The organism is Rhizobium sp. SAFR-030 (assembly GCF_059415005.1).
Genome location: NZ_JBPFDO010000003.1, coordinates 378,823 through 403,542 on the forward strand (window position 1 = coordinate 378,823; position 24,720 = coordinate 403,542).

Here is a 24,720-nt window from a genome sequence, read left to right on the forward strand (position 1 = left end):
GGCCGCGACAGATGCCAGGCGTCAGGCTGCGACGCCGGCACGCGCGCTGCTGAGCGTCATTTTGCGCTCGGCGCGTTCCTGCTGGGGGGAGCGGTTGTAGACCTCGCGGTAGCATTTAGAAAAATGCGAGGCTGAGACGAAGCCACAGGCCACTGCGACCTCCACCACCGGCATCGACGACTGGACCAGCAGATGACGCGCGCGGTCGAGACGGATCTCGAGATAGTAGCGCGCAGGCGAACGGCCCATCTCCTGGCGGAACAGCCGTTCGATCTGACGACGTGAGAGGTCGGCATCGTCGGCGATCTCGACGAGCGACAGCGGCTCTGCCAGATTGCTTTCCATCAGCTCGATGATCGACAGTACCTTGCTATTCTGCACGCCGAGGCGAGCCCGCAGGGGCAGGCGCTGGCGGTCGTGCGGGTTTCGGACGCGGTCCGTCAGCTGCTGCTCGCAGACACGGTTGACCAATGCCTCGCCGAAATCTTGGCCGATAAGATTGAGCATCATGTCCAGCGATGCAGTGCCGCCGGCACATGTGTAGAGGTTGCTGTCGACTTCGTAGAGATCCGCATAGACCTCCGCCTGTGGAAAGGCCTCGGCAAAGCCCGGCAGGTTCTCCCAGTGGATCGCGCAACGCTTGCCGTTCAGGAGGCCGGCTTGGGCCAGCACATGGGCGCCGGTACAGAGGCTGCCGACGGCAGTGCCGCGGTTGTAGGTCTCGCGCAGGAAAGCATGCACCGACTTGTTGTTGAAGTCCTCGATCTGAATGCCGGAACAGATCAGCACCATGTTCGGACGGTGCTCGCCGCTGATGTTGCGGCGCTCCTCGGCAAGCGAGGTGTTGACCTCGATGGCAATGCCGCTGGAGGATGAGACCTTTTCGCCGTCAACGGAGGAGAGGCGCCACTCATAGGCTGGATAGCCGAGCATTCGGTTGGCGATCCGCAGGGTTTCGACCGCTGCCGAGAATGGCAGCATCGTGAAATTCGGCACGAGGAAGAAGACCAGGGTACGCTTGTGGGCGGGGTGCTTGTTCATCGCGGGAACTCCGTGGCGGTTCAACATTCCTCGCTTGAAATTATGGTTGTTCAATGTCTCGTTTGCGACATCTACATCTCTAATGCCGTCGCGCGGGCAGGAGTGTCTTTGGAGACGTTCCCGATTGGCGCTTGGTTGCACAGATGCACACGTGGATGCCCGGATCTGCCGAAAGTTTAGCCGAAACGCTAGACGCATCGCCCGCGCTACCGGTGTCGGTTCAGCGCGGGCTTGAAGCAGAGCGGTGATGGTCCATGCTAGGACTTTGGCCCGTTGCCGATGTCATCAGCAGGCCAGCCGATATCCTTGCGGACGTCGAAGGGTAGACCTTCCAGTTGCAGGGCCGTCCGGCGGCGGTTGCTTTCAGCGGCGTGCCGCAGCAGCCGGCGGCCGGCTGCCTGCACCAGGAGCGCCAGGCGCTCCGTGAGCACAGGTGAGGAATAGGCCCGCCGGTCAGGCCGGGCATGCGGGAGAGCAAGGGTCACAGCCAAATCCTTTCGTTGTTTAGCCGAGCTATGGATGCGCCTCGCCAACTGTTCAATCAATCAGATCGACATTATCCGATCCATGATAGTTATTGATGGAAGATCCGTAGCTTTCTGAAGCTGCGCCATTAATTGCTGTCAATCAAATGCAATGATGTGCGGCTAAGTTTCAATTTTGTTGACGCTGGTGCGCAGATATCTAGTCCATCTGCCGAGTGCCCGTCAGCCATGAACTGCGATCAAGATTAAGGTGCGACGGAATCCGACGTCGATCCGGATGAGCCGCGCGTCGGATTGACTGTGAGGCGAACGCGGTGATATCGTTCCTCTGTTCAAAAATATTGAAAGACAGATGATGAACGCCTCCTTCCGTCCCGCGCTTCCTCTGCTCGACAACGACGTACTGAAGACGTTCGTAGCGATTGCCGACACCGGCAATTTCTCTACCGCCGCCGAGGCGGTGTTGCGCACTCCCTCGGCGGTCTCAATGCAGATCAAGAAGCTGGAGGAGCAGTTGCGGGTAACGCTGTTCCTGCGCGACGCGCGGTCGGTGTCGCTGACGCCGCACGGCGAGATGCTTCTATCCTATGCGCGGCGGATGATCGCCCTGTCCAACGAGGCGGTGTCACGTTTCATCATGCCGGAACTGTCAGGAGTTGTCCGCCTTGGGGCGGCAGACGACATCGCCGAGCGACTGCTGCCGGGGATACTGAAAAACTTTGGCAGCAAGTTTCCCGGTATCATGGTCGATGTGACGGTCGACATGAGCCTGAAGCTCAGACGCCGGATGGAAGAGCAGCGGCTTGATCTTGCACTGGTGAATTTCTCCAATCATTCGACTACGCTACCGGGGGAGATCGTCTACCAGGACAGGCTTGTCTGGGCCGGAGCCCGATGCGGAACGGCGCATCTTCGTGATCCGTTGCCGATTTCCATCTGGGAGGAAGGCTGCATCTGGCGCCAGGCGGCGGTGAACGCGCTGGAGCGAATGAAACGGCCCTACCGGATTTCCTATCTCAGTGCCAATACGATGGCGCAGCGCGCCGCGGTGCTCTCTGATCTGGCGATCGCACCGTTTCCGCGGTCGTATATCACCGAGGATATGGCGGTGCTCGGGGTCAAGGAGGGGCTGCCCGACCTGATGACGTTCGACGTCCGGCTTCTCTGTGCGCCAAGCCTATCCGTTCCGGCGAAGGCGGTGGCGGACAGCATCCGCGATGCCTATGCGGAACGGGAAAAGGCTGCCGCCTGACGCGTTCAGTCGTGATTTCGGCGGCGCCTGCGGGCAGAGCGGCCGCGCCTGGCGGACGCAAGACGAGAACGAGCGGGTCTGTGTCAGACATCGACACGCCGATCAGATTGCGAACGCGGCGGTAAAACCCGCAACCGATCCACACAGGAAGGTTGCGGGTCTGGTGCATCACATCAATTGCAAGATGGCGGCGGCAACCAAGGCCGTCGCCAAAGCGATCACGAAGCCGAGGCGGACGAACATGCGCCGGCGGTCATCACTCCCGGTCCAGTCATACTGCATCCTGAGGCCTTTCCGTCTTGCGCATCCGCATCGTCATGACCGGACCGAAGACACAGGCGAAAGCGCATTCCGCCATTCCACTCATTATCCGCGCAACCGTTCGCGAAGCTGTCGCACTTGGAGACACGCCAGTCGTTGCGTCGGGCCGCCACGCCGACCGCCGGCGGCTGCGGGTGCCGCCGAGGTGGCTGCAACAGCGCCTTGGACCGACTTGTAAGCGTGACGACCCCGATCGAGGTGCCGTCGGCGGCGACCTGCTCCGGATGCCGCTTGCGCAAAGCTCCTAGGAGGGGCCTTACCAGATGCCGCGGGTTAGGCCGTGGTAGAGGTATGTCCACAATGGCGGCGGGAAACGCAGTTCCGATCGGCCTTCGGGAGCGTAAGGGGCTGCCGTGCCATCCAGCACGGCGCGCAGTGCCGCGACGACCTGATGCGCGCCGGCGGCAGTCAGCAGCAGGGGATAGGTGGAGATCGTGTCCCGCGGCGAGGGACGGAGGCGGATCTCCTGGAGCGTCTTGCCGGTATCGGTGCCGGCATCGACCAGATGGATCGTCGCGCCAAAATTCTCCTCGTCGCGCTCGACGCGAGCCCAGTACCCGCCCATCTGGCCACGGTAGGTCGGGTTGATGCCGGCGTGAAAGTTGACGACGGGGCAGGAGATGGCGGCAAGCGTCACGCGCGACAGGAGCCGGCATGAAATGGTGAAGACGAGGTCCGGATTGAGTTCCGCGAGCACGGCATGCACCTCGGGATCGTTAAGCGATGCCACACGGCGGACAGGCAGGGCGGTGTCGAATGCATCAGAAAGGTTGTGACTGCTCAGGATCTCCGCGCTGCGCCGGGCCGCCAGCGTCTTGCCGAAGCGCGAGACGATCATGGTCGCCAACTGGCCGAGGGCCGTCAGCCACCCAAGTCTTCGCGCTCGTCGCTTCAGCAGCGTGCGCTTGGTCTCGCTATTCTCCTGGATCACCTGCAGGTTCGGAAAATGAGCGGCGAGCACGTTGATCATCACCTGCGGGTTCGGCCCGCCGGCTGTTAACACGGCCACTCTGGCGTCGCGCAATTCCGGCATCGGTTTCCAACCTCCCAACAGATCGCCGGGATCCTCCACCACGGGCTCGCAAGAAAGCGTTAAACGGCGGTAAGCGCAGCCGACATATCGCCGAAACCGGCAAGACAGCACTCATACGCAAGCTCCAGATAGGCTGCAGCTCGCGTGCCGGTCGAACCCAGCGAACAGAAGATTTTGCCGACACCCGATCTTCTGCAGGAATGCCAGATATCCGGCATACGGCGGGGGTCGATATGCTCATTGATCTGATGCTGACATGCGCGCAGGATTTCGCTCGCAATCGCTCCCTAGGCAATCACGTGAACCTTTTCGCGTCTCGTACGTTCCAGAAGCGGAAACATGATTTCCGACACGATTTTGCCTCTTTCCATCGGAGTATTTCGACATGACGGCCAAGACAGTCACCGTAACCGCTGCCCTCTTCGCAGCAATCATGACGCTTTCTTCCTGCGGCAACACCATTCGCGGCATGGGCGCCGATACGGCTAACACCGTCGATGCGACGCAGGATGCTGGCAAGCGTGTTAATCGGGCCGCCCAGTAAGGCGCCCGGACCGAGAAGCCGGTCCTACGTAGGACCGGCTTTTTCTTATGATCTCCCGGATGCTGTTGTGCTTGCGGCTGTTTGAGCCATGACGGTCCTCACAGCGATCACGTTCCGGTGGGCCAAAATAAGGAATTCGATCATTCTCGGGTCTCAGGCGGGCCGGCGGAAAATCGTGAGTCGGTCCGCGGCGAGCCACTAGGCTGAGAAACTGCATCGACGTCAGAGTGATGCCTTGATCTTCTTCGCAACATGCGACGGGACCCATTTCGTCCAGATGTCCGGATAGGTCTTGAGGAAGTATTTCGCGCCGTCTTCGCTGGCAGCCTGCTCTTCGTCCATCCATGCCAGCACCTTGCCGACCGTCTGGTTGTCCCATGTTCGCGTCTGAACGTATTCCATCGCAACGCCTGCCTTATCGGCAAAGCGTCGGGTGACAACCGTCTGAACGTCGGAGACCGGATAGGCGTTGGCCTTTGGGTGCTCGCAGCCAGGAATGGCGGTGCACCTGTTCCATTCCATGTTGTCGTGCGGCACGTTAAACGACAGTTTCACCATATCGTATTTGCCGAGCGTTGCGGTCGGCGCCCAGTAATAGCCGAGCCATCCGGTCTTTTCTTTGAACGCCTTGGCAATCGACCCATCAAGTTCGGCTGCCGAACGCGTCTGCACCAGTTGGAAGCCGCGCTCCTCAGCATTCAGAGCGCGATAGAGATTTTCCGTCGTTACATGGCAGTTCCAACCCGTGGGACAGTTGGTGATCGCGCCCTTGCGTCCATTATCCGGTGCCGGAAACAGGTCGGGGTACTTAAGCGCGTCCTGGACCGTCCGGATCTTCGGATTAGCGTCAGCAAGAAATTTCGGAATCCACCAGCCTTCGACGCCACCATCGGACAAGAGCGCGACTGTCTGGATGAGCCGTCCCTCGGAGACCGCTTTCTCGAGCGCTGTCCGCACGCCGTCAACCCACATTTCCGGCGCGAGATCCGGCTCGCCTCTCTCGTTCATCGAGGTGAAGGTCGGCATCGTGTCACCGGGAACGAGCGTAACCTGGCAGCCGTATCCCTCCTCAAGAACGATCTTGTCGAGATGTGCCGCAAGGCCCGCAGAACCCCAAGTCATCTCGGCGATCGTCACGTCTCCGCAGTCAGCCGCCTCGGCACAGGCGGCACCTGCAGAGAGACCGATCGCGAGAGCAGCAAAGGAGAGCAGCCGTGTCATCCTGTCCTGTACCTCTGCAGCAATATCGTCTGCATCATCGTTTCCGCGGTTGTTGGAACCTACGGCTTCGGCGAGGAAAAGCAACCTCCGTCGGCCTTAGCGAGGCCGACCCTTACCGGCCATCAAGACAAGTCGGCGCATCGCCAGGACGGGAGGACGAGTTCACGGGCTGCGGAAAAAATAGCTCGCCGGCGGACATTCGGTGTCGGCACTAACGCCTCGGTAACACATGACGGGCTATCAGTCCTGCGTGGCCAGGCCGCGGTGGCTCCGGATTGGTATTGCGTCCCGGAGCCTTGCCGCCGCCGCTCGAAAGGGCGGAGATACGTCCTGCCCGCATCTTACCCAAAGTTGCCGCCCATGGGATCGGACCTGCCCTGCAAGATATGTGGCGGCATGCACCGTTGACAGATACGCCTCGCGGCCCCAAATATCGACGTGCCGCCGCGTCTCTTCGCGGTGGTGCGGACGGACAATCGGTGTCCTGAGGGACAGGCTGAGGTGCTCCTTGTCGACGGCGCTGCATTTCGCAGGCGGATGAGACGCCCTGGCGGCCGAGGCCCGCGCTTCAAAGCCATGATCAGCCTGGCGGGCGACCTCCTCATCTACGAATTCGCCGCCTTTCATGGACGATGATGCGTGTCGGCCGGTCCGTCCTTCCCCTCTTGCCTGGCGTGTTCATGGACGTTCCCCAATCCGGCAAAATCATCCTGGTGCTCGGCGGCGCACGCTCGGGAAAATCGGTGTTCTCTGAGAGCCTCGCTATATCGAGCTGCCTGGAGCGACACTACATCGCCACCTCGCAGCCCTTCGACGACGAGATGCAGACGCGGATCGCGCAGCACAAGGAGCAACGCGGCGACGGATGGATGACTCACGAGGTGCCTGTGGATTTGCCCGAGGCCATCGGCGATGTCGATGCGGGTGACCGGGTCATCCTGGTCGACTGCCTGACACTCTGGCTGTCGAACCTGATGATGGCGGCGCGCGATGTGCAAGGGGAGGGCGAGCAGCTCGCTGGTGCGCTTCGGAAGATTCGCGGACAGGTCATCCTCGTGTCGAACGAGGTCGGTCTCGGCATCGTCCCCGACAATAAGATGGCACGGCAGTTCCGTGACCATGCCGGGCGGCTGCACCAGCAGATAGCCTCGATTGCCGACGAAGTCTATTTTGTCGCCGCGGGCCTGCCGCTCAGGATGAAGGGTTGAAGGTCAGACGCCCAGCCACAGCCGAAGCGGATGGCTCGGATCAGACAGCAGCTTGGCGGCCATGGCGACGCAGGAAAGCACCAGCAGCGGCTTGATCAGCTTCGCGCCTCCGCGCATGGCGAGCCTCGAACCGATCTGTGCGCCGATCAATTGCCCGACGCCCATCATCAGCCCGAGTTTCCATAGAATTGAGCCGTTGATGGCGAAAACCAGCAGCGAGCCGAGATTGGAGCCGAGGTTGATAAGCTTGGTATGCGCCGTCGCCTTGAGCAATCCGAAGCCGGCCAGCAGCACGAAGCCCAGCATGTAGAATGAGCCGGCGCCGGGCCCGAAGACGCCGTCATAGAGCGCTACCAACGGCACGGCGGTGACGGCAAAAATCCTCGGCGAAACCCTACGGCTGCTGTCGAGATCCGATAGATTGGGCTTCAGGGCGAAAAACAGCGCGATGCCAATGAGCAGGACCGGGATGGCCGCACCCAGCACGCGCGCCGGCACATGCGACGCGATCAGCGCGCCGCCGCCGCCCGCGATCACGGCGATGAGAGCCATCGGCAGCTGCTTTTTCAAATCGACGTGGCCGCGCCGTGCATAGGCGATCGTTGCTGACGCAGCGCCGAACGGTCCCTGAACCTTGTTGGTGGCGATGCTCTCTAGGGGAGGGATGCCGGCCAGCAGAAGACAGGGAACAGTGACCAGTCCGCCGCCGCCGGCAATGGAATCGATGAAGCCGGCGACAATGGCGGCAAGGAACAGCAGCAACAGAACTTGGGGCGCGAGATCGTGCACGGGAAAGACTCGTCAAAGCGATAGGAGGCAAGGCCGGTCTTGTTGCACCGGCCCGAGCGCATTGCAACCGGGCATCCGCGTGTCACAAAGCCACTGCGCACCGCACCGTCGCTCTTGCGTCCTCGAACTTCGGCGGTATGGTGCGCCGCTTTTCAAATTCTCGGGATGTCTTCCATGCACAAAGTCATTTTCGACACGGATCCAGGCATCGACGACGCGATGGCGCTGCTGTTCCTTCACAAGCACCCGCAGATCGATCTGGTCGGCGTGACCACAGTTTTCGGCAACGCTCCGATCGACATCACCACCCGCAACGCACTTTACCTCGGTGAAGCGTGGAGCATTCCGGCGCCCGTCGCCCGGGGTGCCGGCGTCACGTTGGATGAAGATCGCAAGGGCGGCTACTGGCCGACCGCGATCCATGGCGAAAACGGCATCGGCGAGGTCGCCATCCCTGACGTCATCAACCGCGTCGAAGACGGTCGCCCTGCCCACCAGTTCATCATCGACACGGTCCGCGCCCATCCCGGCGAGATCACCCTTGTTGCGGTGGGGCGGATGACCAACCTCGCCCTTGCCCTGCAGGCCGATCCCGAAATTTCGGGCCTCGTCAGGCAGGTCGTCATCATGGGCGGCGCCTTCGGCGTCAACGGCAACGTATCGCCCGCAGCGGAAGCCAATATCTATGGCGATCCGGAAGCCGCCGACGTGGTGTTTGCCGCCGCCTGGCCGGTCGTTGTCATCGGCCTCGACGTGACGATGCGGACGGTCATGACAAGTGGCTTCCTGGCGGAGATGGTCGCTTCAGGCGGCGAGGACGTCAGGCTGCTGTCCGACATTTCCCAGTTCTATATAGAATTCTACAAGACGCGGGTCGGCGACGGCATGGTGGTGCACGACAGCTGCGCCTGCGTCTATCTCGTCCGACCGGATCTCTTTGAAACCCGAAGTGGCCCCATCCGCGTGGTGTGCGGAGGGATTGCGGACGGGCAGACGATCCAGAAACCGGACAGCAGAGGCTTTCCCCCCGGCCATTGGGACAGTCATCCGAGCCAACTCGTCTGCACGAAGGTGCAGCCGGATGAGGTGCTGGCGGTGATCCGCGCGGCTATCGTCTCGGGTCAGGCTCTCTGAGCCAGTGCTTCAGGTCCCGGCGTTGCTGTTTAGGCAACAGTTCGGGTGCAAAATTCCATTCCCAGCTTCGCGGCCCATTGGCATCGAAGCCGGTTTTCCCTATGTGGAACCTTAACTAATCAGCATTCAGAGGATATCAGCGTGACCGCTACCTTCGATAAAGTCGCCGACATCATCGCCGAAACGAGCGAGATCGACCGGGCTACCATCACTCCGGAAAGCCACACGATCGACGATCTCGGCATCGACAGCCTGGACTTCCTCGACATCGTCTTTGCGATCGACAAGGAATTCGGCATCAAGATTCCGCTCGAGCAGTGGACGCAGGAAGTCAACGAAGGCAAGGTTTCGACCGAGGAATACTTCGTTCTGAAAAACCTGTGCGCCAAGATCGACGAGTTGAGGGCGGCCAAGGGCTGAAATGCCGCTGCCGGCGAGGCCTCATGCTTCTTGAATATTTCCAGATGATCGATCGCGTCGAAGCGGTCGATCTCAACGCGAAGACGTTGAAGGCGCGATCCGTCGTGCCTTCGAAAAGCCCGGTGTTCGAAGGGCATTTCCCCGGCATGCCACTGGTGCCCGGCGTGCTGCTGATCGAAACGATGGCGCAGGCGAGTGGCTTCCTGGTGCTCGGGGCAAGCGGGTTTGCCGCCATGCCTTTCCTGATGTCGGTCGACGGCGCCAAGATGCGGACCTTCGTCGAACCCGATGCGGTCCTCGACATAGAGGTGTTTCTGGAGCATGAGGGATCGGGTTATGCCGTGACCAAGGCCAAGATCACCGTTGCGGGGAAGCGGGTATGCGATGCGCAGTTGAAGCTGCGGACCATGCCGTTCGACGAGGTGCCACTGGCTGATGTGGTGCGCAAGCGGGCCGAGGAAGTCGGGCTGATGGATGCGCTTGCCGCTGAGTGAACCGGCAGGCGAGAAGGATTGATCTCACTATGAGCAGCTCAGACAATGATGTCGTGATCACCGGTGTCGGGATCGTCACCTGCGCGGGGGTCGGCAAGGAGCCGCATATCGCGTTGCTGACGGGCGGCGAGGTCGGTCGGCCGCGCGTCGAGACCGAACGGTTTGCGCCCTATCCCGTGCATCCGATGCCGGAGATCGACTGGTCGCAACAGATCGCCAAGCGCGGCGATCAGCGCCAGATGGAGAACTGGCAGCGGCTCGGCGTGTTCGCCGCAGGTCTGGCGCTCGACGATGCAGGCCTGAAGGACGATGCCGAGGCCTGCGGGTCGATGGACATGATCGTTGCAGCGGGCGGCGGCGAGCGCGACATCAAGGTCGACTCGATGATCGTCGACGAAGGTCTGAAGCGCAACGACCGCGAACGGTTGCTGAACGAGAAGCTGACGACGGAACTGCGTCCGACGCTGTTCCTGGCGCAGCTTTCCAACCTGATGGCCGGCAACATCTCCATCGTCCACAAGGTGACCGGCTCGTCGCGCACCTTCATGGGCGAGGAAGCCGCCGGCATATCGGCGGTCGAGACCGCCTATCATCGCATCAAGGCCGGCCAGTCGACGCATTCGCTCGTCGGTGGCGCCTTCGTTGCCGAACGTCCAGACATCATCCTGCTGGTAGAGGGCATCCAGGCCCATGCCACGGGCGAATGGCACCCGCTGTGGTCTCGTTCTGTCGACAATGGCGGCGGGATGATGATGGGATCGGTCGGCGCCTTCCTGGTGATGGAATCCCGCACCCATGCGGAAGCCCGCGGTGCGCACATCTACGCAAAGATCGATGCGATCGAGGGCGACCGCGGCAACCGCGCGGATCGGGGCCTGGAAACACGACTTGCCCGGTTCGCTGGTCTGGCGACGGACGTGACGACGGGCGATCTGGTTGTATTTTCCGGATCGAGCGGCGTGGTCGATCTTGCGGCACGTGAACGGGCGTCGCTGGAAGCGGAATTCCCGGGCGCGGCGATCCGCGGCTATGGCGGGGTTGCCGGTCACGCCATGGAAGCACAGTTTCCGCTGGGGCTGGCGCTCGCAGCGCTGGCGCTAGACGGACATGCACAGGTTCCGGCCTTCGACGCCGAGCATGAGCGGCCGATGAGCGGCGGCGCGTCCCATGCGGTGGTAACGACGGTCGGCTATCTGCGCGGCGAAGGTATCGCCGTGCTGTCGGCAAACGGCTGAGGACATCATCATGACCAACACAGCTTTCACGGATCACCTGGGGCGGCCGATCGTCGCCGTTACCGGCATGGGTGTCATTACGTCGCTCGGCCAGGGGCTGACTGACAACTGGGCGGCGCTCACTTCCGGCACCTCCGGTATTCATCCGATCGAACGGTTCCCCACCGAGGGTCTGTCGACCCGGATCAGCGGCACGGTCGACTTCATCGAGATCCCGCGTCCGAACTCCGTCGAGCGGTCGTTCGCGTTTGCGCGCGAAACGACGGTCGAGGCGCTGGCACAGGCCGGTCTGTCCGGCGATTTCGGCGGTCCGCTGTTCCTTGCCGCACCGCCGGTCGAGCCCGAGTGGAGCGCCAGGTTCGAATTGGCCGATCGTGCGCCGCCGGCGCAGGTGGAAGGCGATGCCTATGATCGTTTTCTGGCGGCCATGCGCGAACGTCCCGATCCGGTCTTTCTCGAGGCCGCCCAGTTCGGTTCGATCTCCGAGCGGCTCTCGGACTACTTCGGCACGCGCGGATTGCCGGTGACGCTGTCGACGGCCTGTGCCTCCGGTGCAACGGCTATCCAGCTTGGGGTCGAGGCGATCCGCCAGGGGCGCACCGACCGCGCGCTGACGGTTGCCACGGACGGATCGGTCAGTGCAGAGGCGCTGATCCGCTTCTCGCTTCTGTCGGCACTGTCGACGCAGAACGATCCGCCAGAGAAGGCGTCGAAGCCGTTCAGCAAGGATCGCGACGGCTTCGTCATCGCCGAAGGCGCGGCGACCTTGGTGCTGGAATCGCTCGAATCGGCTGTCGCCCGCGGCGCCAAGGTGCTCGGCATCCTGAAGGGCTGCGGCGAAAAGGCCGACCATTTCCATCGCACCCGTTCGTCGCCCGACGGCGGGCCGGCAATTGCCACCATTCGTGCGGCGCTGGAAGATGCGGGAATCGACGAGGGCGCCATCGGCTACATCAATGCCCACGGAACCTCGACGCCCGAAAACGACAAGATGGAATACGGCGCGATGCTGGCTGTCTTCGGAGACCGGCTGAAGGATGCGATCCCGTGCTCGTCCAACAAGTCGATGATCGGTCACACCCTGACGGCTGCCGGCGCGGTCGAGGCGGTGTTCTCGATCCAGACGATGCTGACCGGCACGCTTCCGCCGACGATCAACCACATCAATCCGGATCCGACGATCGTGCTCGACGTCGTGCCGAACGTGAAGCGCGACCAGCAGGTCACGGCGGTGCTGTCGAACTCCTTCGGCTTCGGCGGTCAGAATGCCAGCCTTGTCATGACGGCGGAGCCAGCCTAAACAGCGCTCCAAGTCGGCCGGTTGGCCCCATGATCTTTGACGCCTCCGGGTGATAAGGAAACTTCTATGCGCGCTCTGCAACTTATCGACGACCGCCGTCTCGAAGCGGTCGATATCCCCGAACCCGAAGCGCCGGCCCCGGGCGAGGTGACGCTGCGGGTGAAGGCTGTGGCGCTCAACCACATCGATGTCTGGGGATGGCGGGGCATGGCGTTTGCCAAGCGCAAGATGCCGCTGACGATCGGCGCGGAAGCCTCTGGCGTCGTCGAGGCCATCGGCCCCGGCGTGTCGAACGTTCTGCCCGGCCAACTGGTTTCGGTCTACGGCGCGCGCACCTGCGGTCTCTGCAAGCCCTGTCGCGAAGGGCGCGACAATCTCTGCGAACACGTAGCCGGCGTGCACGGTTTTCATCTCGACGGTTTCGCTCAGGAAAAGATCAACATCCCGGCCCGCCAGCTCGTTCCGGCACCGCCGGGCATCGATGCGGTTGCCGCCGCGTTGGCGCCAGTCACCTTCGGCACGGTTGAACACATGCTGTTCGACAACGCCAAGCTCGAGCCCGGCGAGACGATCCTCGTGCATGCTGGTGGTTCGGGCATCGGCAGCGCCGCGATCCAGCTCGCCAAGAAGATGGGCTGCACGGTAATCACCACCGTCGGCTCCGACGACAAGATCGAGAGGGCCAAGGCCCTTGGCGCAGACCACGTCATTAATTACCGCACGGACCGGTTTGAAGGCGTCGTGCGCAAGCTGACCAAGAAGAAGGGCGTCGACGTCGTCTTCGAACATGTCGGCAAAGACACGTTTGCCGCTTCCATGTTCTGCCTGAAGCGCGGCGGTCGTCTGGTCACCTGTGGCTCGACCTCCGGCGTCTCGACGGACGTCAACCTGATGATGCTCTTCCAGCAGCAGTTGAAGCTGCTCGGCTCTTTCGGGTGTCGGATGGAGAACATGGCGAATGCCATGCAGAAGATGGCGCGCGGCATCGTCCACCCGGTGATCGACACCGAGGTGACCTTTGGCGAGATCGACAAGGCGCTCGAGCGCATGGAGTCGCGGCAGATCTTCGGCAAGATCATCCTCAGGATGGACTGACGCGCCGTGAAGATGGTGATCACCCGGATCGTTCTGGCACTGCGCCGCTTCCAGCAATGGCTGGTGGCGCAGGTCGCCTTCAGCTTCCTCAACCTGCTGAAGCTGCTGCCGGCCGATCCGGCGATCCGGTTCGCCGACTGGCTGGTGCGCAAGATCGGGCCACGCACGCGGCGACATCGGCTGATGCTGGTCAACCTCGCCAATGCCTTCCCGGAAAAATCCGAGGCCGAGCGGAACGAGATCGCTATGGCCAGCTGGGGCCACATGGGCCGGCTCGCGGCCGAATACGTATTCCTCGACGAACTGTTCGATTTCGACCCGGAGAGCCAGGCACCGGGACGGGTGGAGGTTTCGGGCATCCCGATCTTCCTCGATCTGCGCGACAATCCACGGCCGTTCATCGTCTTTACCGCCCATACCGGCAATTTCGAACTGTTGCCGGTGGCCGGCAACGCCTTCGGCCTGACGGTCACGGTGATGTTCCGGCCGCCAAACAATCCCTACATTGCCGAGAAGGTGTTTTCCTTCCGGGCGGCCCGAATGGGCAAGCTCGTTCCCTCGCATGCCGGATCGTCGTTCGCGCTCGCCCGGCAACTGGAGGCGGGCAAGGGGATTGGCGTCCTCGTCGACCAGAAATTCCAGAAGGGGCTGTCGACGCAGTTCTTCGGCAACCCGGTGCAGACCAATCCGCTGCTTGCCAAGCTCGTCCGGCAGTTCGACTGCGAAGTCTATCCGGCACGCTGCATCCGGCTCCCCGACAACCGCTACCGGCTGGAGATCGAGCCGAAGATCGAGATCGCCCGCAACGACAAGGGCGCCGTCGACGTGCAGGCGATGGGCCAGTTGCTCAACGACAAGGTCGAGAGCTGGGTACGCGAACATCCAGAGCAGTGGCTCTGGTACCACGACCGTTGGAACATCAAGCACAGCCTTAAGGATTGATGTCAGACGCTGGTCTCCACGTCGGTTTCGAGGATTTCCCTCAACCGCTGCAGATCGACCTCGACATGCCGCGCATCCTCCTCGAACTGCTCCGGCGACTGGCCGGGCAGGCGGGTGACCATGAACATCGCCTCGGCACCATCGCCATTCGGCACGATCCGGAAGGCGTTGTGGACCCGCAGGCCGGACGGCATGTCGACCACATGGTCTATGACGCCCAGAGCATTCGGCGCTGCGAAATTCACCCGTACCTCGCCAAGCGGTCCGCCATCGGCCAGCCACCCGTCGCCGTCCGCCCTCAGGCCTTCCCCGAGCCCCGATGCCCAGCGAGACATGTTTTCGGGACGATGGGCGAAATCGTAGACGCTGCGCCAGTCCCTGTTGATCGCCAGGTGGACGATGCGGCTCTCCATCGGTGCCATGCGTTGCTCCTTCCTGTTTATCTTTCCTATGTTTATGGCGCAGCTGACGGGCCTGGCAAGGAAGCCTTTCAATCCTGCTGCATAGCGGGTGCGGACGAGACCGATCGTCAGTAAATTTCATTGCCGCTCCTCGCCAATCGCCTTGCTGTTTGCCATATGCAGTGCCAAAACAGCATCCCGATCCCTATGGAGGCATTTTCGTGGAACAGGCAGAAATCGGCCTTATCGGCCTTGGTGTTATGGGGTCCAACCTCGCACTGAACATCGCCGAAAAAGGCAACCGGATCGCGGTCTTCAACCGTACGCCGGAAGCGACCCGGAAGTTCTATGCCGAGGCCGGAAGCCTGCAGGGGCAGATCATTCCCTGCGAAACACTCGAAGAATTCGTGGCTGCCATCCGTCCGCCGCGGCCGATCATCATCATGATCAAGGCCGGTGATCCGGTCGATCAGCAGATGGAACTGTTGAAGCCCTACCTGTCGGCCGGCGACATCATGATCGATGCCGGCAATGCCAATTTCCGCGACACCATGCGCCGCTTCGATGCGCTGAAGGACAGCCCGCTGACCTTCATCGGCATGGGGGTTTCCGGCGGTGAGGAAGGCGCGCGCCACGGCCCGTCGATCATGGTCGGCGGTACGGAAGACAGCTGGAAGCGCGTCGAGAGCGTGCTGACCTCGATCTCCGCGAAGTACGACGGCGAGCCTTGCGTCGCCTGGCTCGGCAACGACGGCGCCGGCCATTTCGTCAAGACGATCCACAACGGCATCGAATATGCCGACATGCAGATGATCGCCGAGATCTACGGCATCCTGCGCGACGGGCTGAAGCTGTCGGCCTCCGAGATCGCCCAGGTGTTCGGCCGCTGGAACACCGGCCGGCTGGACAGCTACCTGATCGAGATCACCGAGAAGGTATTGTCGGCTGCCGACCCGATTACCGGCAAGCCGATGGTTGACGTCATCCTCGACGCAGCCGGCCAGAAGGGCACCGGCAAGTGGTCGGTGATCGAGGCGCAGAACCTCGGCGTGGCGGCAACGGGCATCGAGGCCGCGGTCGCCGGCCGTATCCTGTCGTCGCAGAAGGCCGAGCGGGTTGCCGCCGAGGAGATCTTCGGCCTACCGCAGACGACGGCGATGCCCGGTATCGACGGAATGGCCTTCCTCGACGATCTGGAGAACGCGCTGCTGGCGGCCAAGGTCGCCGCCTACGCGCAGGGCTTTGCGGTGATGGCGGCAGCGTCCAAGGAGTACAACTGGAACCTGCCGATGCCAACGATCGCCAAGATCTGGCGTGCCGGCTGCATCATCCGCTCGGAATTCCTCGACGAGATCACCTCGGCCTTCACCAAGGACCCGGATATCGCCAACCTGATCGTCACGCCGGCGTTTTCGGCGCTGGTCAAGGAAACCGACGCCTCGCTGCGCCGAGTCGTTTCGACGGCCGTCATGTCCGGGCTGCCGGTTCCGGCGCTCGCTTCGGCGCTGTCCTACTTCGACACCTACCGCCGCGGTCGCGGCACGGCGAACCTCATCCAGGCTCAGCGCGACTTCTTCGGCGCGCACGGCTTCGAGCGCGTCGACGGTATCGATCGCCCGCACGGCCCCTGGGGGAGCGGGCTGGGAACCGGCGCCTGATCCATGAACGACATCTGCGGACCCGGCATCTTCGCCGGTCCGCGGCCTTGAGCGACCGCCGTGCGCGTCCAACATCGCGCACGGCTTTTCCGTCCTGAGGGAGGACGGGTTCTTTTCAAGACGGAGGAGATATCCATGGGCTGGCAGCCATCTGACGATCGCTATTCCCGCATGCAGTACAATCGTTGTGGTCATTCGGGCCTCAAGCTTCCGGCGCTGTCGCTCGGTCTCTGGCACAATTTCGGCGAAGACACGCCGCACGAGCGCAAGCGGGATATCTGCCGGACCGCCTTCGACCTCGGCATCACCCATTTCGATCTCGCCAACAATTACGGTCCGCCGGCGGGCAGTGCTGAAACCGCGTTCGGCGAGATCCTGCGGACCGACTTTGCCGGATATCGCGACGAGCTTATCATTTCGTCGAAGGCCGGCTACAACATGTGGCCGGGTCCCTACGGTGAATGGGGCAGCCGCAAGTACTTGATCGCATCCTGCGATCAGTCGCTGAAGCGGATGGGGCTCGATTACGTCGATATCTTTTACTCCCATCGTTTCGACCCCGACACGCCGCTCGAGGAAACCTGTGGCGCACTGGACCATATCGTCCGCTCCGGCCGCGCCCTCTATGTCGGCATCTCCTCGTACAACTCGAAGCGCACCCGCGAGGCGGTAGAGATCCTCAAGGCTCTCGGCACGCCCTGCATCATCCATCAGCCGAGCTATTCCATCATCAACCGATGGGTGGAGGAGGACGGGCTTCTCGATACGCTCGAGGATCTCGGCGTTGGCTCCATCGTCTTCTCGCCGCTCGCCCAGGGCATGCTGACATCGAAGTATCTCGGCGGCATTCCCGATGACAGCCGCGCGGCGCAGGGCAAGTCGCTGCGTCCGGCCTTCCTCGACGACCGCAATATCGGCAACCTGCGTGGTCTCAATGCGATCGCCGAGAAGCGCGGCCAGACGCTGGCGCAGATGGCGATCGCCTGGGTTCTGCGCGGCGGGCGGGTGACCTCGGCGCTGATCGGTGCGAGCCGGTCGGAGCAGGTGGTGGATTGCGTGCAGGCGCTGGATAGGCCGGACTTTTCGGCGAAGGAGTTGGCGGAGATCGAGGTTTTCGCCAAGGATGCCGACATCAATCTCTGGGCGGCCTCGGCAGAACGCGAAGGTCCGGCCCGCTAAGCATTTCGGTCCGCGTCGTCATCGTCATCGTCAGAGCCCGGCCGAGCGCCGGGCTTTTTCGTATCGGTGACCCGCAGGCGCTTCAGGTGCGGCGTAAACGAGTTGGAACAAGCGGCTCATTTCATTGCCGAATTGTAATGTGGCGGTTCATCTGCCGTTCACCCCTCGGCACCTAGGGTCAGGCTGTTGAACAAGACATACGAGGAGACGCCCGATGAAGGCTTTCATTTCCATCCTGACCGCCGCCACCATTCTTGCCGCGCCGATGGCGATGGCGCAGGACTACCGCGGCCATGGTCCCGATCGTCACCGCACCGTCGAGCGTACGATCGTCAAGAAGACGATCGTCAAGAAGCAGCGCTGGAACAAGGGTCACCGCATGACCCGCGCCGAACGCGCCCGCGCTGCCGCGGTTCGTGACTATCGCAGCCACCGCCTTTCGGCTCCGCCGCGCGGCTACCAGTGGGTGCGCGTCGACAACCAGTTCCTGCTGATCGGCGTCACCAGCGGCATCATTTCCAGCATCATGGCCGGTCGCTAAAGGCTGGACCAGGACTATTCGAAAGGCCGCCGGGGATCCCGGCGGCTTTTCTGCGTTCAGGGCCATCCAAGATCCTGGCCCTTCCAGACGGTTCTGCTCTAGCTGTCCTTGCCGAGGCACTCGACCAGCGACGACGACAGGCCATTCATCAGATCGAAGTACAGATCCGGTCCTTCCTTCAGCGTCGCACCCTCGGGATCAAGCACGCCGTGGCGCGCCCTGGTGCCCTCGGTCACGACGTTGATCAGCTTCGGGGTGAACTGCGGTTCGGCAAACACGCAAGTGGCGCCGAGATCGACGATCTTCGACTGGATCTCACGCAGCCGCTCGGCGCCCGGTGCAGTCTCCGGCGAGACGGTGACCGAGCCTGCGACCTTCACGCCGTAGTGATGCTCGAAATACTGATAGGCATCGTGAAAGACGACGAAGGGTTTGTTCTTCACCGGGGCGATCTGCCTGGCGATGTCGCCGTCCATGGTGTCGATGCGCGCCAGAAGCGCGATGGCGTTGCGGCTGTAGGCCTCGACATTGGCCGGATCGGCGGCTGCAAGCTTTGCCTGGATCTCCTTCACCAGCGCCTTGGCATTTTCCGGATCCAGCCAGAGATGGGCGTCAAAGCCCTCGTGGCCGTGGCCCGCATGGTCATGGCCCGCGTGATCGTCGGCGGCGTGATCGTCGCCGGAATGCTCGTGCTGGTGATCGGCGCCAGCCTCCGTGGCATCGTGATCCGCGTGACCGTGCTCGTGCTCGTCGCCATCGTCATGCGCCTCGAAGGCGCCGCCTTCGCGGAATTTCAGCTTTTCCAGGCCGGGCGCATCCTGCAGCGCCACGACGACGGCCTTGCCGGCCAGCGCATCAAGCGGCTTGTCGAGGAAGGCCTCCATGCTCGGACCGATCCAGAACACCACGTTGGCATTCTGCACGGCGCGCGCGTTGGAAGGCTTCATCGAATAGGTGTGCGGCGAGGCAGCGCCTTCGACGATCAGCGTCGGCACGCCGACCCCCTGCATGACGCCGGCGACAAGCGAGTGGATCGGCTTGATCGACACAACGACATCCGGCGCGGCGAGCGCACCGCCTGCACCCATCAGCATGGCCGAAGCCATGAGTGCAGCCGACAGTCCCGCGGTTCGTCGGATCCCTGTTTTCGTCATAGCACAACTCCTTGAACGCATCCGTAATGTTATTACATTGGGTTGTGTTACGCTATAACGCGTGTCATAGCAGAGGGCAACACCGTCCAAGGATTTTTGATGTTGATGCATTCGCCGCCCGGTGACGGGCAACTCGTTTCGCTGACGGGCGCCGGGGTGCGCCGACAGGGACGCTGGCTGGTGCGCGGGATCGACCTGTCGATCCGCCGCGGCGAGATCGTCACGCTGATCGGACCCAACGGTGCCGGCAAATCGACGACGGCCAAGCTTGCGATCGGCGTGCTGAAGCCGGACGAGGGGGCGGTCTCCCGCAGCGGATCGCTGACCATCGGCTACGTGCCGCAAAAACTGTCGATCGACTGGACCATGCCGCTGACAGTCGAGCGTCTGATGCACCTCACCGGCCGGCTTTCGCAGCCGGTGCTGCAGGAGGCGCTGACGGCAGTCGGCATTCCGCATCTGCTGAAAGCCGAGGTGCAGCACCTTTCCGGCGGCGAATTCCAGCGGGCGCTGCTGGCCCGCGCGATCGCCCGCAAGCCCGACCTGCTGGTGCTGGACGAACCGGTGCAGGGCGTCGATTTCGCCGGCGAGACGACCCTCTACGATCTGATCGGCCGGCTGCGCGATACCACCGGCTGCGGCATCCTGATGATTTCCCACGACCTGCACGTGGTGATGGCGAGCACCGACACGGTGATCTGCCTCAACGGCCATATCTGCTGTCGCGGGACGCCGGACGCGGTCAGCCAGAGCGCCGACTACCGGCAGCTGTTCGGTGGCGCCGCTCGCGGACTTGCCTTCTACGACCATCGCCATGACCACGAGCACCTGCCTGACGGCCGGGTGCGGCACAGCGACGGGAGCGTGACGGACCATTGCCATCCGGATGACGGCCATCACGCGGATGACGGCGCGCACGATCACGCGCATACGCATGCGCACAGCGCGGGCGCGAGCTCGGGCGCAAAGAACTCCGCCGGACCGGGACACGATCATACCGGGCATTCGCATCTGCCGCCTGCGGTCTCCGCCAGCCATTCGCATTCCCACTCTCATGCCCATTCCCACTCTCATTCGCATGCCGAAGACCATGAACACGATCATAGTCGCCGGCAGGGTAGCGGGGACGACGAACGCCATGCTTGACGACTTTTTTATCCGCGCGCTGCTCGCCGGCATCGGACTGGCGCTGACGACCGGGCCGCTCGGCTGCCTGGTCGTCTGGCGGCGCATGGCCTATTTCGGCGACACCATGGCGCATTCGGCGCTGCTTGGGGTGGCGCTGTCGCTGTTCTTCGAGGTCAACCTGCTGGTCAGCGTGTTTGCGGTTGCCGTCGGCGTTTCGCTGCTGCTGCTGTTCCTGCAGCGGCGCCAGGGGCTGTCAGCGGATTCGCTGCTCGGCATCCTGTCGCATGCAACGCTTGCCATCGGCCTGGTGCTGGTCGCCTTCATGTCGTGGGTGCGGATCGACCTCATCGCCTTCCTGTTCGGCGACATCCTGGCCGTGACGATCCCCGACATCCTGCTGATCTGGGTGGGCGGCGCCTTCGTGCTGGTATCGCTGACCTTCCTCTGGCGCCCTCTGATCGCTTCCACCGTCAGCCATGACCTGGCGGAGGCAGAAGGCCTGCAGCCGGAGCGGGCGCGGCTGCTCTTCATGCTGCTGATGGCGCTGGTGATCGCCATCGCCATGAAGATCGTCGGCATCATGCTGATTACCGCGCTGCTGATCATTCCCGCCGCCACCGCCCGGCGGTTCTCCGCAAGCCCCGAGACCATGGCGTTGATCGCCTCGGTGGTCGGCGCCCTGTCGGTGACCGGCGGCCTGTTCGGCTCGCTCTACGGCGACAGCCCATCCGGCCCGTCGATCGTCGTCGCGGCGCTGATCCTTTTCATGCTGAGCCTCCTGCCGATGGCGGGACGCAGACTGGCCAAGACCTCGACGGTCAGCGGAGATGCCCGATGAACACCCAGCCGCAAACACCGAACCTCACCAAGAACCAGACACTGGTGTTCGACGCGCTGACCCGCGCCGACCAGCCGATGAGCGCCTACACCATTCTCGACCGGCTGCGCGACAGCGGCTTTCGGGCGCCGCTGCAGGTCTACCGGGCGCTCGACAAGCTGCTGGAGCTTGGCCTCGTGCACCGGCTGGAAAGCCTCAACTCCTTCGTCGCCTGCTCGCATGTGGAGGAAAGCTGCTGCCGCCACCACGGCACGGTGGCCTTCGCCATCTGCGACAATTGCGGCCAGGTGCAGGAATTCCATGACCATGCGATGGACGACCGGCTGACGGAATGGGCCAAGCAGACCGGTTTCCGGGCCGAGAAGACCACCATCGAACTGCGTGGCCGCTGCGAGGCCTGCGCCGGCTGAACCTTTCCGCTCGTTACAGCGGCTTCATCTCCCGTGCGAAGCGCTTCCAGTTGGCGGCGTAGTTTACCGCCGACGCCTTGAGCTTCTCGACGGCGACATCATCAAGCGTGCGGATGGCCTTGGCGGGCGAGCCGACGATCAGCGAGTTGTCGGGAAACTCCCTGCCTTCGGTGACCAGCGCATTGGCGCCGACCAGGCAGTTGTTGCCGATGCGCGCGCCGTTCAGCACCGTCGCACCCATGCCGATCAGCGCATCGTCGCCGATCGTGCAGCCATGGATGATGGCGCCGTGGCCGATGGTGCAGCCGGCACCGATCGTTACCGGAAAGCCCCAGTCGGTATGGATGACGGTGTTTTCCTGCACATTGGTGCCGGCGCCGAGCGTGATCCACTCGTTGTCGCCGCGGATCGTCACGCCGAACCAGATGCCGACATCCTCGCCGATCTCCACCTTGCCGATCACATGCGCACCGGGTGCCACCCAGAAACGGTCCGGCGCCGGCGTTTTCGGTTCGAATTCGCCCAGGGCGTATAGCGGCATGATCGGTTCTCCTCAGGCGGTTCAGACGACGGCAATCTCGAGCACGGCCAGGCCCTCGACGGCGCAGACGACACGATCGCCGCGCACCACCGGGCCGACGCCGGCCGGCGTGCCGGTCATGATGACGTCGCCGGGAGCGAGCGTGAACAGCTTCGACAGTTCCGCGACGATTTCCGGCAGCTTCCAGATCATCTGGGCCAGATCGCCCGTCTGCCGGCGGTCGCCGTTGACCTCGAGCCAGATCTCGCCGGTCTGCGGATGGCCGGACTGCTCGACCGGCACCAGGGCCGACACCGGCGCCGAGCCCTCGAAGGCTTTGGCGGCCTCCCACGGCCGGCCGGCCTTCTTCACCGCGTCCTGCAGGTCGCGGCGGGTGAAATCGACGCCGACGCCGTAGCCCCAGACGCAATCCAGCGCTCGCTCGACCGGGATGTCGCTGCCGCCCGTCTTCAGCGCCATCACCAACTCGACCTCGAAATGCACGTTGGAAGACAGCGGCGGGTAGGGGAACTGGCCTGAGGTCAGCAGGTTCTGCGGGTTCTTCTGGAAGAAGAAGGGCGGCTCGCGCGACGGATCATGTCCCATCTCGATCGCGTGGTTGGCATAGTTGCGACCGACGCAGTAGACCCGGCGGACCGGAAAAAGATCCGTCGAGCCTTCGACCGGGAGGAGCACCGGGGCAGGGGCCGGAATGACGGTTTTCGCAGCGGTCGGTTCGGTCATGGGCATGTCCTTGGGAGGTTGGAAATGTGTCTCGCTTCCTTCCTAAAACAGCCCGGCCGGTTTGTCTTGCGCTTCCTGTCATCAACGCTTCGACCATCATAGCGCCGGTGGAGCGCATGGGGACGCGGGCGGCCCAATCTTTTCTCCGGCGCCTGTTTCCTGTATGAGCGGGCGCAAACGAGGTTTTCCAAATGTATGCGAATGCGCCTGGCGCCGGCGAAAAAATCTTCGCCGTCGCCCCGATGATCGACTGGACGGATCGTCACTGCCGCTTCTTTCACCGGCAGCTGTCGAGCCGCGCGCTGCTGTTCACCGAAATGGTGGTGGCCGACGCGATCATCCACGGGCCGCGCGAGCGGCTGCTGTCGCATCACGCCGCCGAGCATCCGGTGGCGCTGCAGCTCGGCGGTTCGGACCCCAAAAAGCTCGTCGAGGCAGTCAAGATCGCCGCCGACTTTGCCTATGACGAGATCAACCTCAATGTCGGCTGCCCGTCGGACCGGGTGCAATCGGGAACGTTCGGCGCCTGCCTGATGCGCACGCCGGAGCTTGTCGCCGACTGCATCGCGGCGATGAAGCAGGTGAGCGACGTGCCGCTCACGGTCAAATGCCGCATCGGCGTCGACGACCAGCAGCCGGAGGCGGTGCTGCCCGAATTCCTGGCCCGCATGGTGGCGGCCGGCGCCGACGCCATCTGGATCCACGCGCGAAAGGCCTGGCTGCAGGGGCTTTCGCCGAAGGAAAACCGCGACATCCCGCCGCTCGACTACGACCTCGTCTATCGGATGAAGCGCGAAAACCCGCAGGTCTTCATCGGCATCAATGGCGGCATCGGTGATCTCGACCAGGCGCGCGCCCATCTTTCCCATGTGGACGGGGTGATGCTCGGCCGCGCCGCCTACCAGAATGCCGGCCTGCTGGCCGAGGTCGACCACGGGATCTACGGCGATGCGCCGAGCGACCCGGACTGGCAGCAGCTGCGCGACACGATGATGGCCTATGCGGCCGGGGTGATCGCCTCGGGCGGGCGGCTGAACCACGTCACCCGCCACATGGTGGGCCTCTTCCAGGGATTTGCCGGTGCACGGCGCTACCGGCAGCTGCTGTCCTCGGAGGCAACCAAGCCCGGCATCGGGCCGGAGCTGATTTCTGAGGCGTTCGCCGCCGTCGACATCGCTGGCGGCTCGAAGACCGCCGGTTCTCCTGCGGCAGACCGGCTGGCCGGCTGAGGCCAGGCGCCGACCGACTTCAGCCAGCGGCGGAAACGCCGCTGCCGGGCGAGCCCGACGAGACGGTAGCCGACGTCAATGACGAAGGGCAGAAGGGGCGGATGCACCTCGGCGAGCCATGCGGGCGCTTCCGGCTCTGCGGTCTCGACCGTCGCCGACGCGCTGTCGAAATCGCGCAGGAGCTCGCAGCAACAGGCCAGAAACGCGATGGCCTTGACCGCGTCCTCTTGGCGCAGCCCGGACAAGCCGCAGCAGAGCGGGGTCTGCGTGCGGCCGGCGCAGCAGCGCCCGGAACGCCGGCAGGCGCGCATGCCACAGGAAGTTTTCGGCAGCTCCAGCACCTCGGCGACGGCCAGCAGCAGCCGGAGGGATTTGGGACCGATCGTCGCTTGCGTGGTCATCGC

Annotated in this window: 26 protein-coding genes; 17 read left to right on the top strand and 9 right to left on the bottom strand. The window is 63.2% G+C overall.

All coding sequences use genetic code 11. The features are described from left to right. Nucleotides 1-21: 21 nt before the first annotated feature. Nucleotides 22-1,041, bottom strand: coding sequence for a GlxA family transcriptional regulator (locus ACR65N_RS11335; RefSeq protein WP_440457082.1), 1,020 nt, complete (start codon nt 1,039-1,041; stop codon nt 22-24). Nucleotides 1,042-1,298: 257 nt separating this feature from the next. Next, a complete protein-coding gene (locus ACR65N_RS11340) occupies nt 1,299-1,526 on the bottom strand; it encodes a hypothetical protein (protein WP_440457083.1) in 228 nt (75 codons plus the stop codon). Between the two features lie 355 nt (nt 1,527-1,881). Between ACR65N_RS11340 and ACR65N_RS11345 the strand changes: the two genes are divergently transcribed. Then, nucleotides 1,882-2,778 carry a LysR family transcriptional regulator gene (locus ACR65N_RS11345; protein ID WP_440457324.1) on the top strand — a complete coding sequence of 299 codons (897 nt, stop codon included), beginning with the start codon at nt 1,882-1,884 and terminating at the stop codon, nt 2,776-2,778. 577 nt (nt 2,779-3,355) lie between these two features. Here ACR65N_RS11345 and ACR65N_RS11350 read toward each other — a convergent pair. Continuing rightward, nucleotides 3,356-4,132 carry a formyl transferase gene (locus ACR65N_RS11350; RefSeq protein WP_440457084.1) on the bottom strand — a complete coding sequence of 259 codons (777 nt, stop codon included), beginning with the start codon at nt 4,130-4,132 and terminating at the stop codon, nt 3,356-3,358. A gap of 385 nt (nt 4,133-4,517) precedes the next feature. On the opposite strand from ACR65N_RS11350, the gene ACR65N_RS11355 reads away from it, so the two are divergent. Further along, nucleotides 4,518-4,676, top strand: a complete 159-nt coding sequence (locus ACR65N_RS11355; RefSeq protein WP_430303882.1) for an entericidin domain-containing protein — start codon at nt 4,518-4,520, stop codon at nt 4,674-4,676. Nucleotides 4,677-4,898: 222 nt separating this feature from the next. Here the strand turns inward: ACR65N_RS11355 and ACR65N_RS11360 are convergent, their stop codons facing one another. After that, nucleotides 4,899-5,897, bottom strand: coding sequence for an ABC transporter substrate-binding protein (locus ACR65N_RS11360; RefSeq protein WP_440457085.1), 999 nt, complete (start codon nt 5,895-5,897; stop codon nt 4,899-4,901). A gap of 680 nt (nt 5,898-6,577) precedes the next feature. Here ACR65N_RS11360 and cobU point away from each other — a divergent pair. Further along, nucleotides 6,578-7,105 (top strand): bifunctional adenosylcobinamide kinase/adenosylcobinamide-phosphate guanylyltransferase, encoded by a 528-nt coding sequence (gene cobU, locus ACR65N_RS11365; protein WP_440457325.1) that lies wholly within the window; start codon nt 6,578-6,580, stop codon nt 7,103-7,105. Nucleotides 7,106-7,108: 3 nt separating this feature from the next. On the opposite strand, the gene ACR65N_RS11370 is transcribed toward cobU, so the two are convergent. Beyond that, on the bottom strand, nt 7,109-7,894 hold the full coding sequence (locus tag ACR65N_RS11370; protein ID WP_440457086.1) for a TSUP family transporter: 786 nt from the start codon (nt 7,892-7,894) through the stop codon (nt 7,109-7,111). A gap of 174 nt (nt 7,895-8,068) precedes the next feature. Between ACR65N_RS11370 and ACR65N_RS11375 the strand changes: the two genes are divergently transcribed. The 7 genes from ACR65N_RS11375 to ACR65N_RS11405 all read left to right on the top strand — a co-directional run bounded on the left by ACR65N_RS11375 (nt 8,069) and on the right by ACR65N_RS11405 (nt 14,514). Next, nucleotides 8,069-9,028, top strand: coding sequence for a nucleoside hydrolase (locus ACR65N_RS11375; protein WP_440457087.1), 960 nt, complete (start codon nt 8,069-8,071; stop codon nt 9,026-9,028). A gap of 141 nt (nt 9,029-9,169) precedes the next feature. Further along, on the top strand, nt 9,170-9,448 hold the full coding sequence (locus ACR65N_RS11380) for an acyl carrier protein (protein WP_034477251.1): 279 nt from the start codon (nt 9,170-9,172) through the stop codon (nt 9,446-9,448). Between the two features lie 23 nt (nt 9,449-9,471). Beyond that, a complete protein-coding gene (locus tag ACR65N_RS11385) occupies nt 9,472-9,942 on the top strand; it encodes a 3-hydroxyacyl-ACP dehydratase FabZ family protein (RefSeq protein WP_440457088.1) in 471 nt (156 codons plus the stop codon). 29 nt (nt 9,943-9,971) lie between these two features. After that, the gene (locus ACR65N_RS11390; protein ID WP_440457089.1) at nt 9,972-11,177 is read left to right on the top strand and encodes a beta-ketoacyl-ACP synthase; all 1,206 of its coding nucleotides are present in this window, start codon (nt 9,972-9,974) and stop codon (nt 11,175-11,177) included. Between the two features lie 10 nt (nt 11,178-11,187). Next, nucleotides 11,188-12,477: a beta-ketoacyl-ACP synthase gene (locus tag ACR65N_RS11395; protein ID WP_440457090.1), complete on the top strand. Its 1,290-nt coding sequence runs from the start codon at nt 11,188-11,190 to the stop codon at nt 12,475-12,477. 66 nt (nt 12,478-12,543) lie between these two features. Continuing rightward, a complete protein-coding gene (locus ACR65N_RS11400) occupies nt 12,544-13,572 on the top strand; it encodes a zinc-binding dehydrogenase (RefSeq protein ID WP_440457091.1) in 1,029 nt (342 codons plus the stop codon). Between the two features lie 6 nt (nt 13,573-13,578). Further along, nucleotides 13,579-14,514 carry a lipid A biosynthesis lauroyl acyltransferase gene (locus tag ACR65N_RS11405; protein ID WP_440457092.1) on the top strand — a complete coding sequence of 312 codons (936 nt, stop codon included), beginning with the start codon at nt 13,579-13,581 and terminating at the stop codon, nt 14,512-14,514. Nucleotides 14,515-14,516: 2 nt separating this feature from the next. On the opposite strand, the gene ACR65N_RS11410 is transcribed toward ACR65N_RS11405, so the two are convergent. Continuing rightward, complete coding sequence (locus tag ACR65N_RS11410) at nt 14,517-14,936, bottom strand: SRPBCC family protein (protein WP_440457093.1); 420 nt, start codon at nt 14,934-14,936, stop codon at nt 14,517-14,519. A gap of 200 nt (nt 14,937-15,136) precedes the next feature. On the opposite strand from ACR65N_RS11410, the gene gnd reads away from it, so the two are divergent. The 3 genes from gnd (at nt 15,137) to ACR65N_RS11425 (ending at nt 18,293) form a co-directional block, all read left to right on the top strand. Continuing rightward, nucleotides 15,137-16,573, top strand: coding sequence for an NADP-dependent phosphogluconate dehydrogenase (gene gnd / locus ACR65N_RS11415; RefSeq protein WP_440457094.1), 1,437 nt, complete (start codon nt 15,137-15,139; stop codon nt 16,571-16,573). 135 nt (nt 16,574-16,708) lie between these two features. Continuing rightward, nucleotides 16,709-17,752, top strand: a complete 1,044-nt coding sequence (mgrA, locus tag ACR65N_RS11420; protein WP_440457095.1) for an L-glyceraldehyde 3-phosphate reductase — start codon at nt 16,709-16,711, stop codon at nt 17,750-17,752. Between the two features lie 214 nt (nt 17,753-17,966). Then, nucleotides 17,967-18,293, top strand: a complete 327-nt coding sequence (locus tag ACR65N_RS11425) for an RcnB family protein (RefSeq protein WP_430303867.1) — start codon at nt 17,967-17,969, stop codon at nt 18,291-18,293. 98 nt (nt 18,294-18,391) lie between these two features. Here ACR65N_RS11425 and znuA read toward each other — a convergent pair whose 3' ends face one another. Further along, nucleotides 18,392-19,447: a zinc ABC transporter substrate-binding protein ZnuA gene (gene znuA / locus ACR65N_RS11430; protein ID WP_440457096.1), complete on the bottom strand. Its 1,056-nt coding sequence runs from the start codon at nt 19,445-19,447 to the stop codon at nt 18,392-18,394. Nucleotides 19,448-19,546: 99 nt separating this feature from the next. On the opposite strand from znuA, the gene ACR65N_RS11435 reads away from it, so the two are divergent. Genes ACR65N_RS11435 through ACR65N_RS11445 form a run of 3 tightly spaced genes read left to right on the top strand, consistent with a single transcriptional unit; the run spans nt 19,547 to nt 21,823 of the window. Next, the gene (locus tag ACR65N_RS11435) at nt 19,547-20,593 is read left to right on the top strand and encodes an ATP-binding cassette domain-containing protein (protein ID WP_440457097.1); all 1,047 of its coding nucleotides are present in this window, start codon (nt 19,547-19,549) and stop codon (nt 20,591-20,593) included. Then, entirely contained in the window at nt 20,586-21,413 is an 828-nt protein-coding gene (locus ACR65N_RS11440) for a metal ABC transporter permease (protein WP_440457098.1), read from the top strand. The genes ACR65N_RS11435 and ACR65N_RS11440 overlap by 8 nt, the downstream gene beginning before the upstream one ends. Beyond that, a complete protein-coding gene (locus ACR65N_RS11445; protein WP_440457099.1) occupies nt 21,410-21,823 on the top strand; it encodes a Fur family transcriptional regulator in 414 nt (137 codons plus the stop codon). The genes ACR65N_RS11440 and ACR65N_RS11445 overlap by 4 nt, the downstream gene beginning before the upstream one ends. A gap of 13 nt (nt 21,824-21,836) precedes the next feature. Here ACR65N_RS11445 and ACR65N_RS11450 read toward each other — a convergent pair whose 3' ends face one another. Both ACR65N_RS11450 and ACR65N_RS11455 read right to left on the bottom strand, forming a co-directional pair. Further along, a complete protein-coding gene (locus ACR65N_RS11450; protein ID WP_440457100.1) occupies nt 21,837-22,364 on the bottom strand; it encodes a gamma carbonic anhydrase family protein in 528 nt (175 codons plus the stop codon). 21 nt (nt 22,365-22,385) lie between these two features. Next, nucleotides 22,386-23,087 carry a fumarylacetoacetate hydrolase family protein gene (locus ACR65N_RS11455; RefSeq protein ID WP_440457101.1) on the bottom strand — a complete coding sequence of 234 codons (702 nt, stop codon included), beginning with the start codon at nt 23,085-23,087 and terminating at the stop codon, nt 22,386-22,388. Between the two features lie 191 nt (nt 23,088-23,278). On the opposite strand from ACR65N_RS11455, the gene dusA reads away from it, so the two are divergent. Further along, entirely contained in the window at nt 23,279-24,316 is a 1,038-nt protein-coding gene (gene dusA / locus ACR65N_RS11460) for a tRNA dihydrouridine(20/20a) synthase DusA (RefSeq protein ID WP_440457102.1), read from the top strand. Nucleotides 24,317-24,720: the final 404 nt, after the last annotated feature.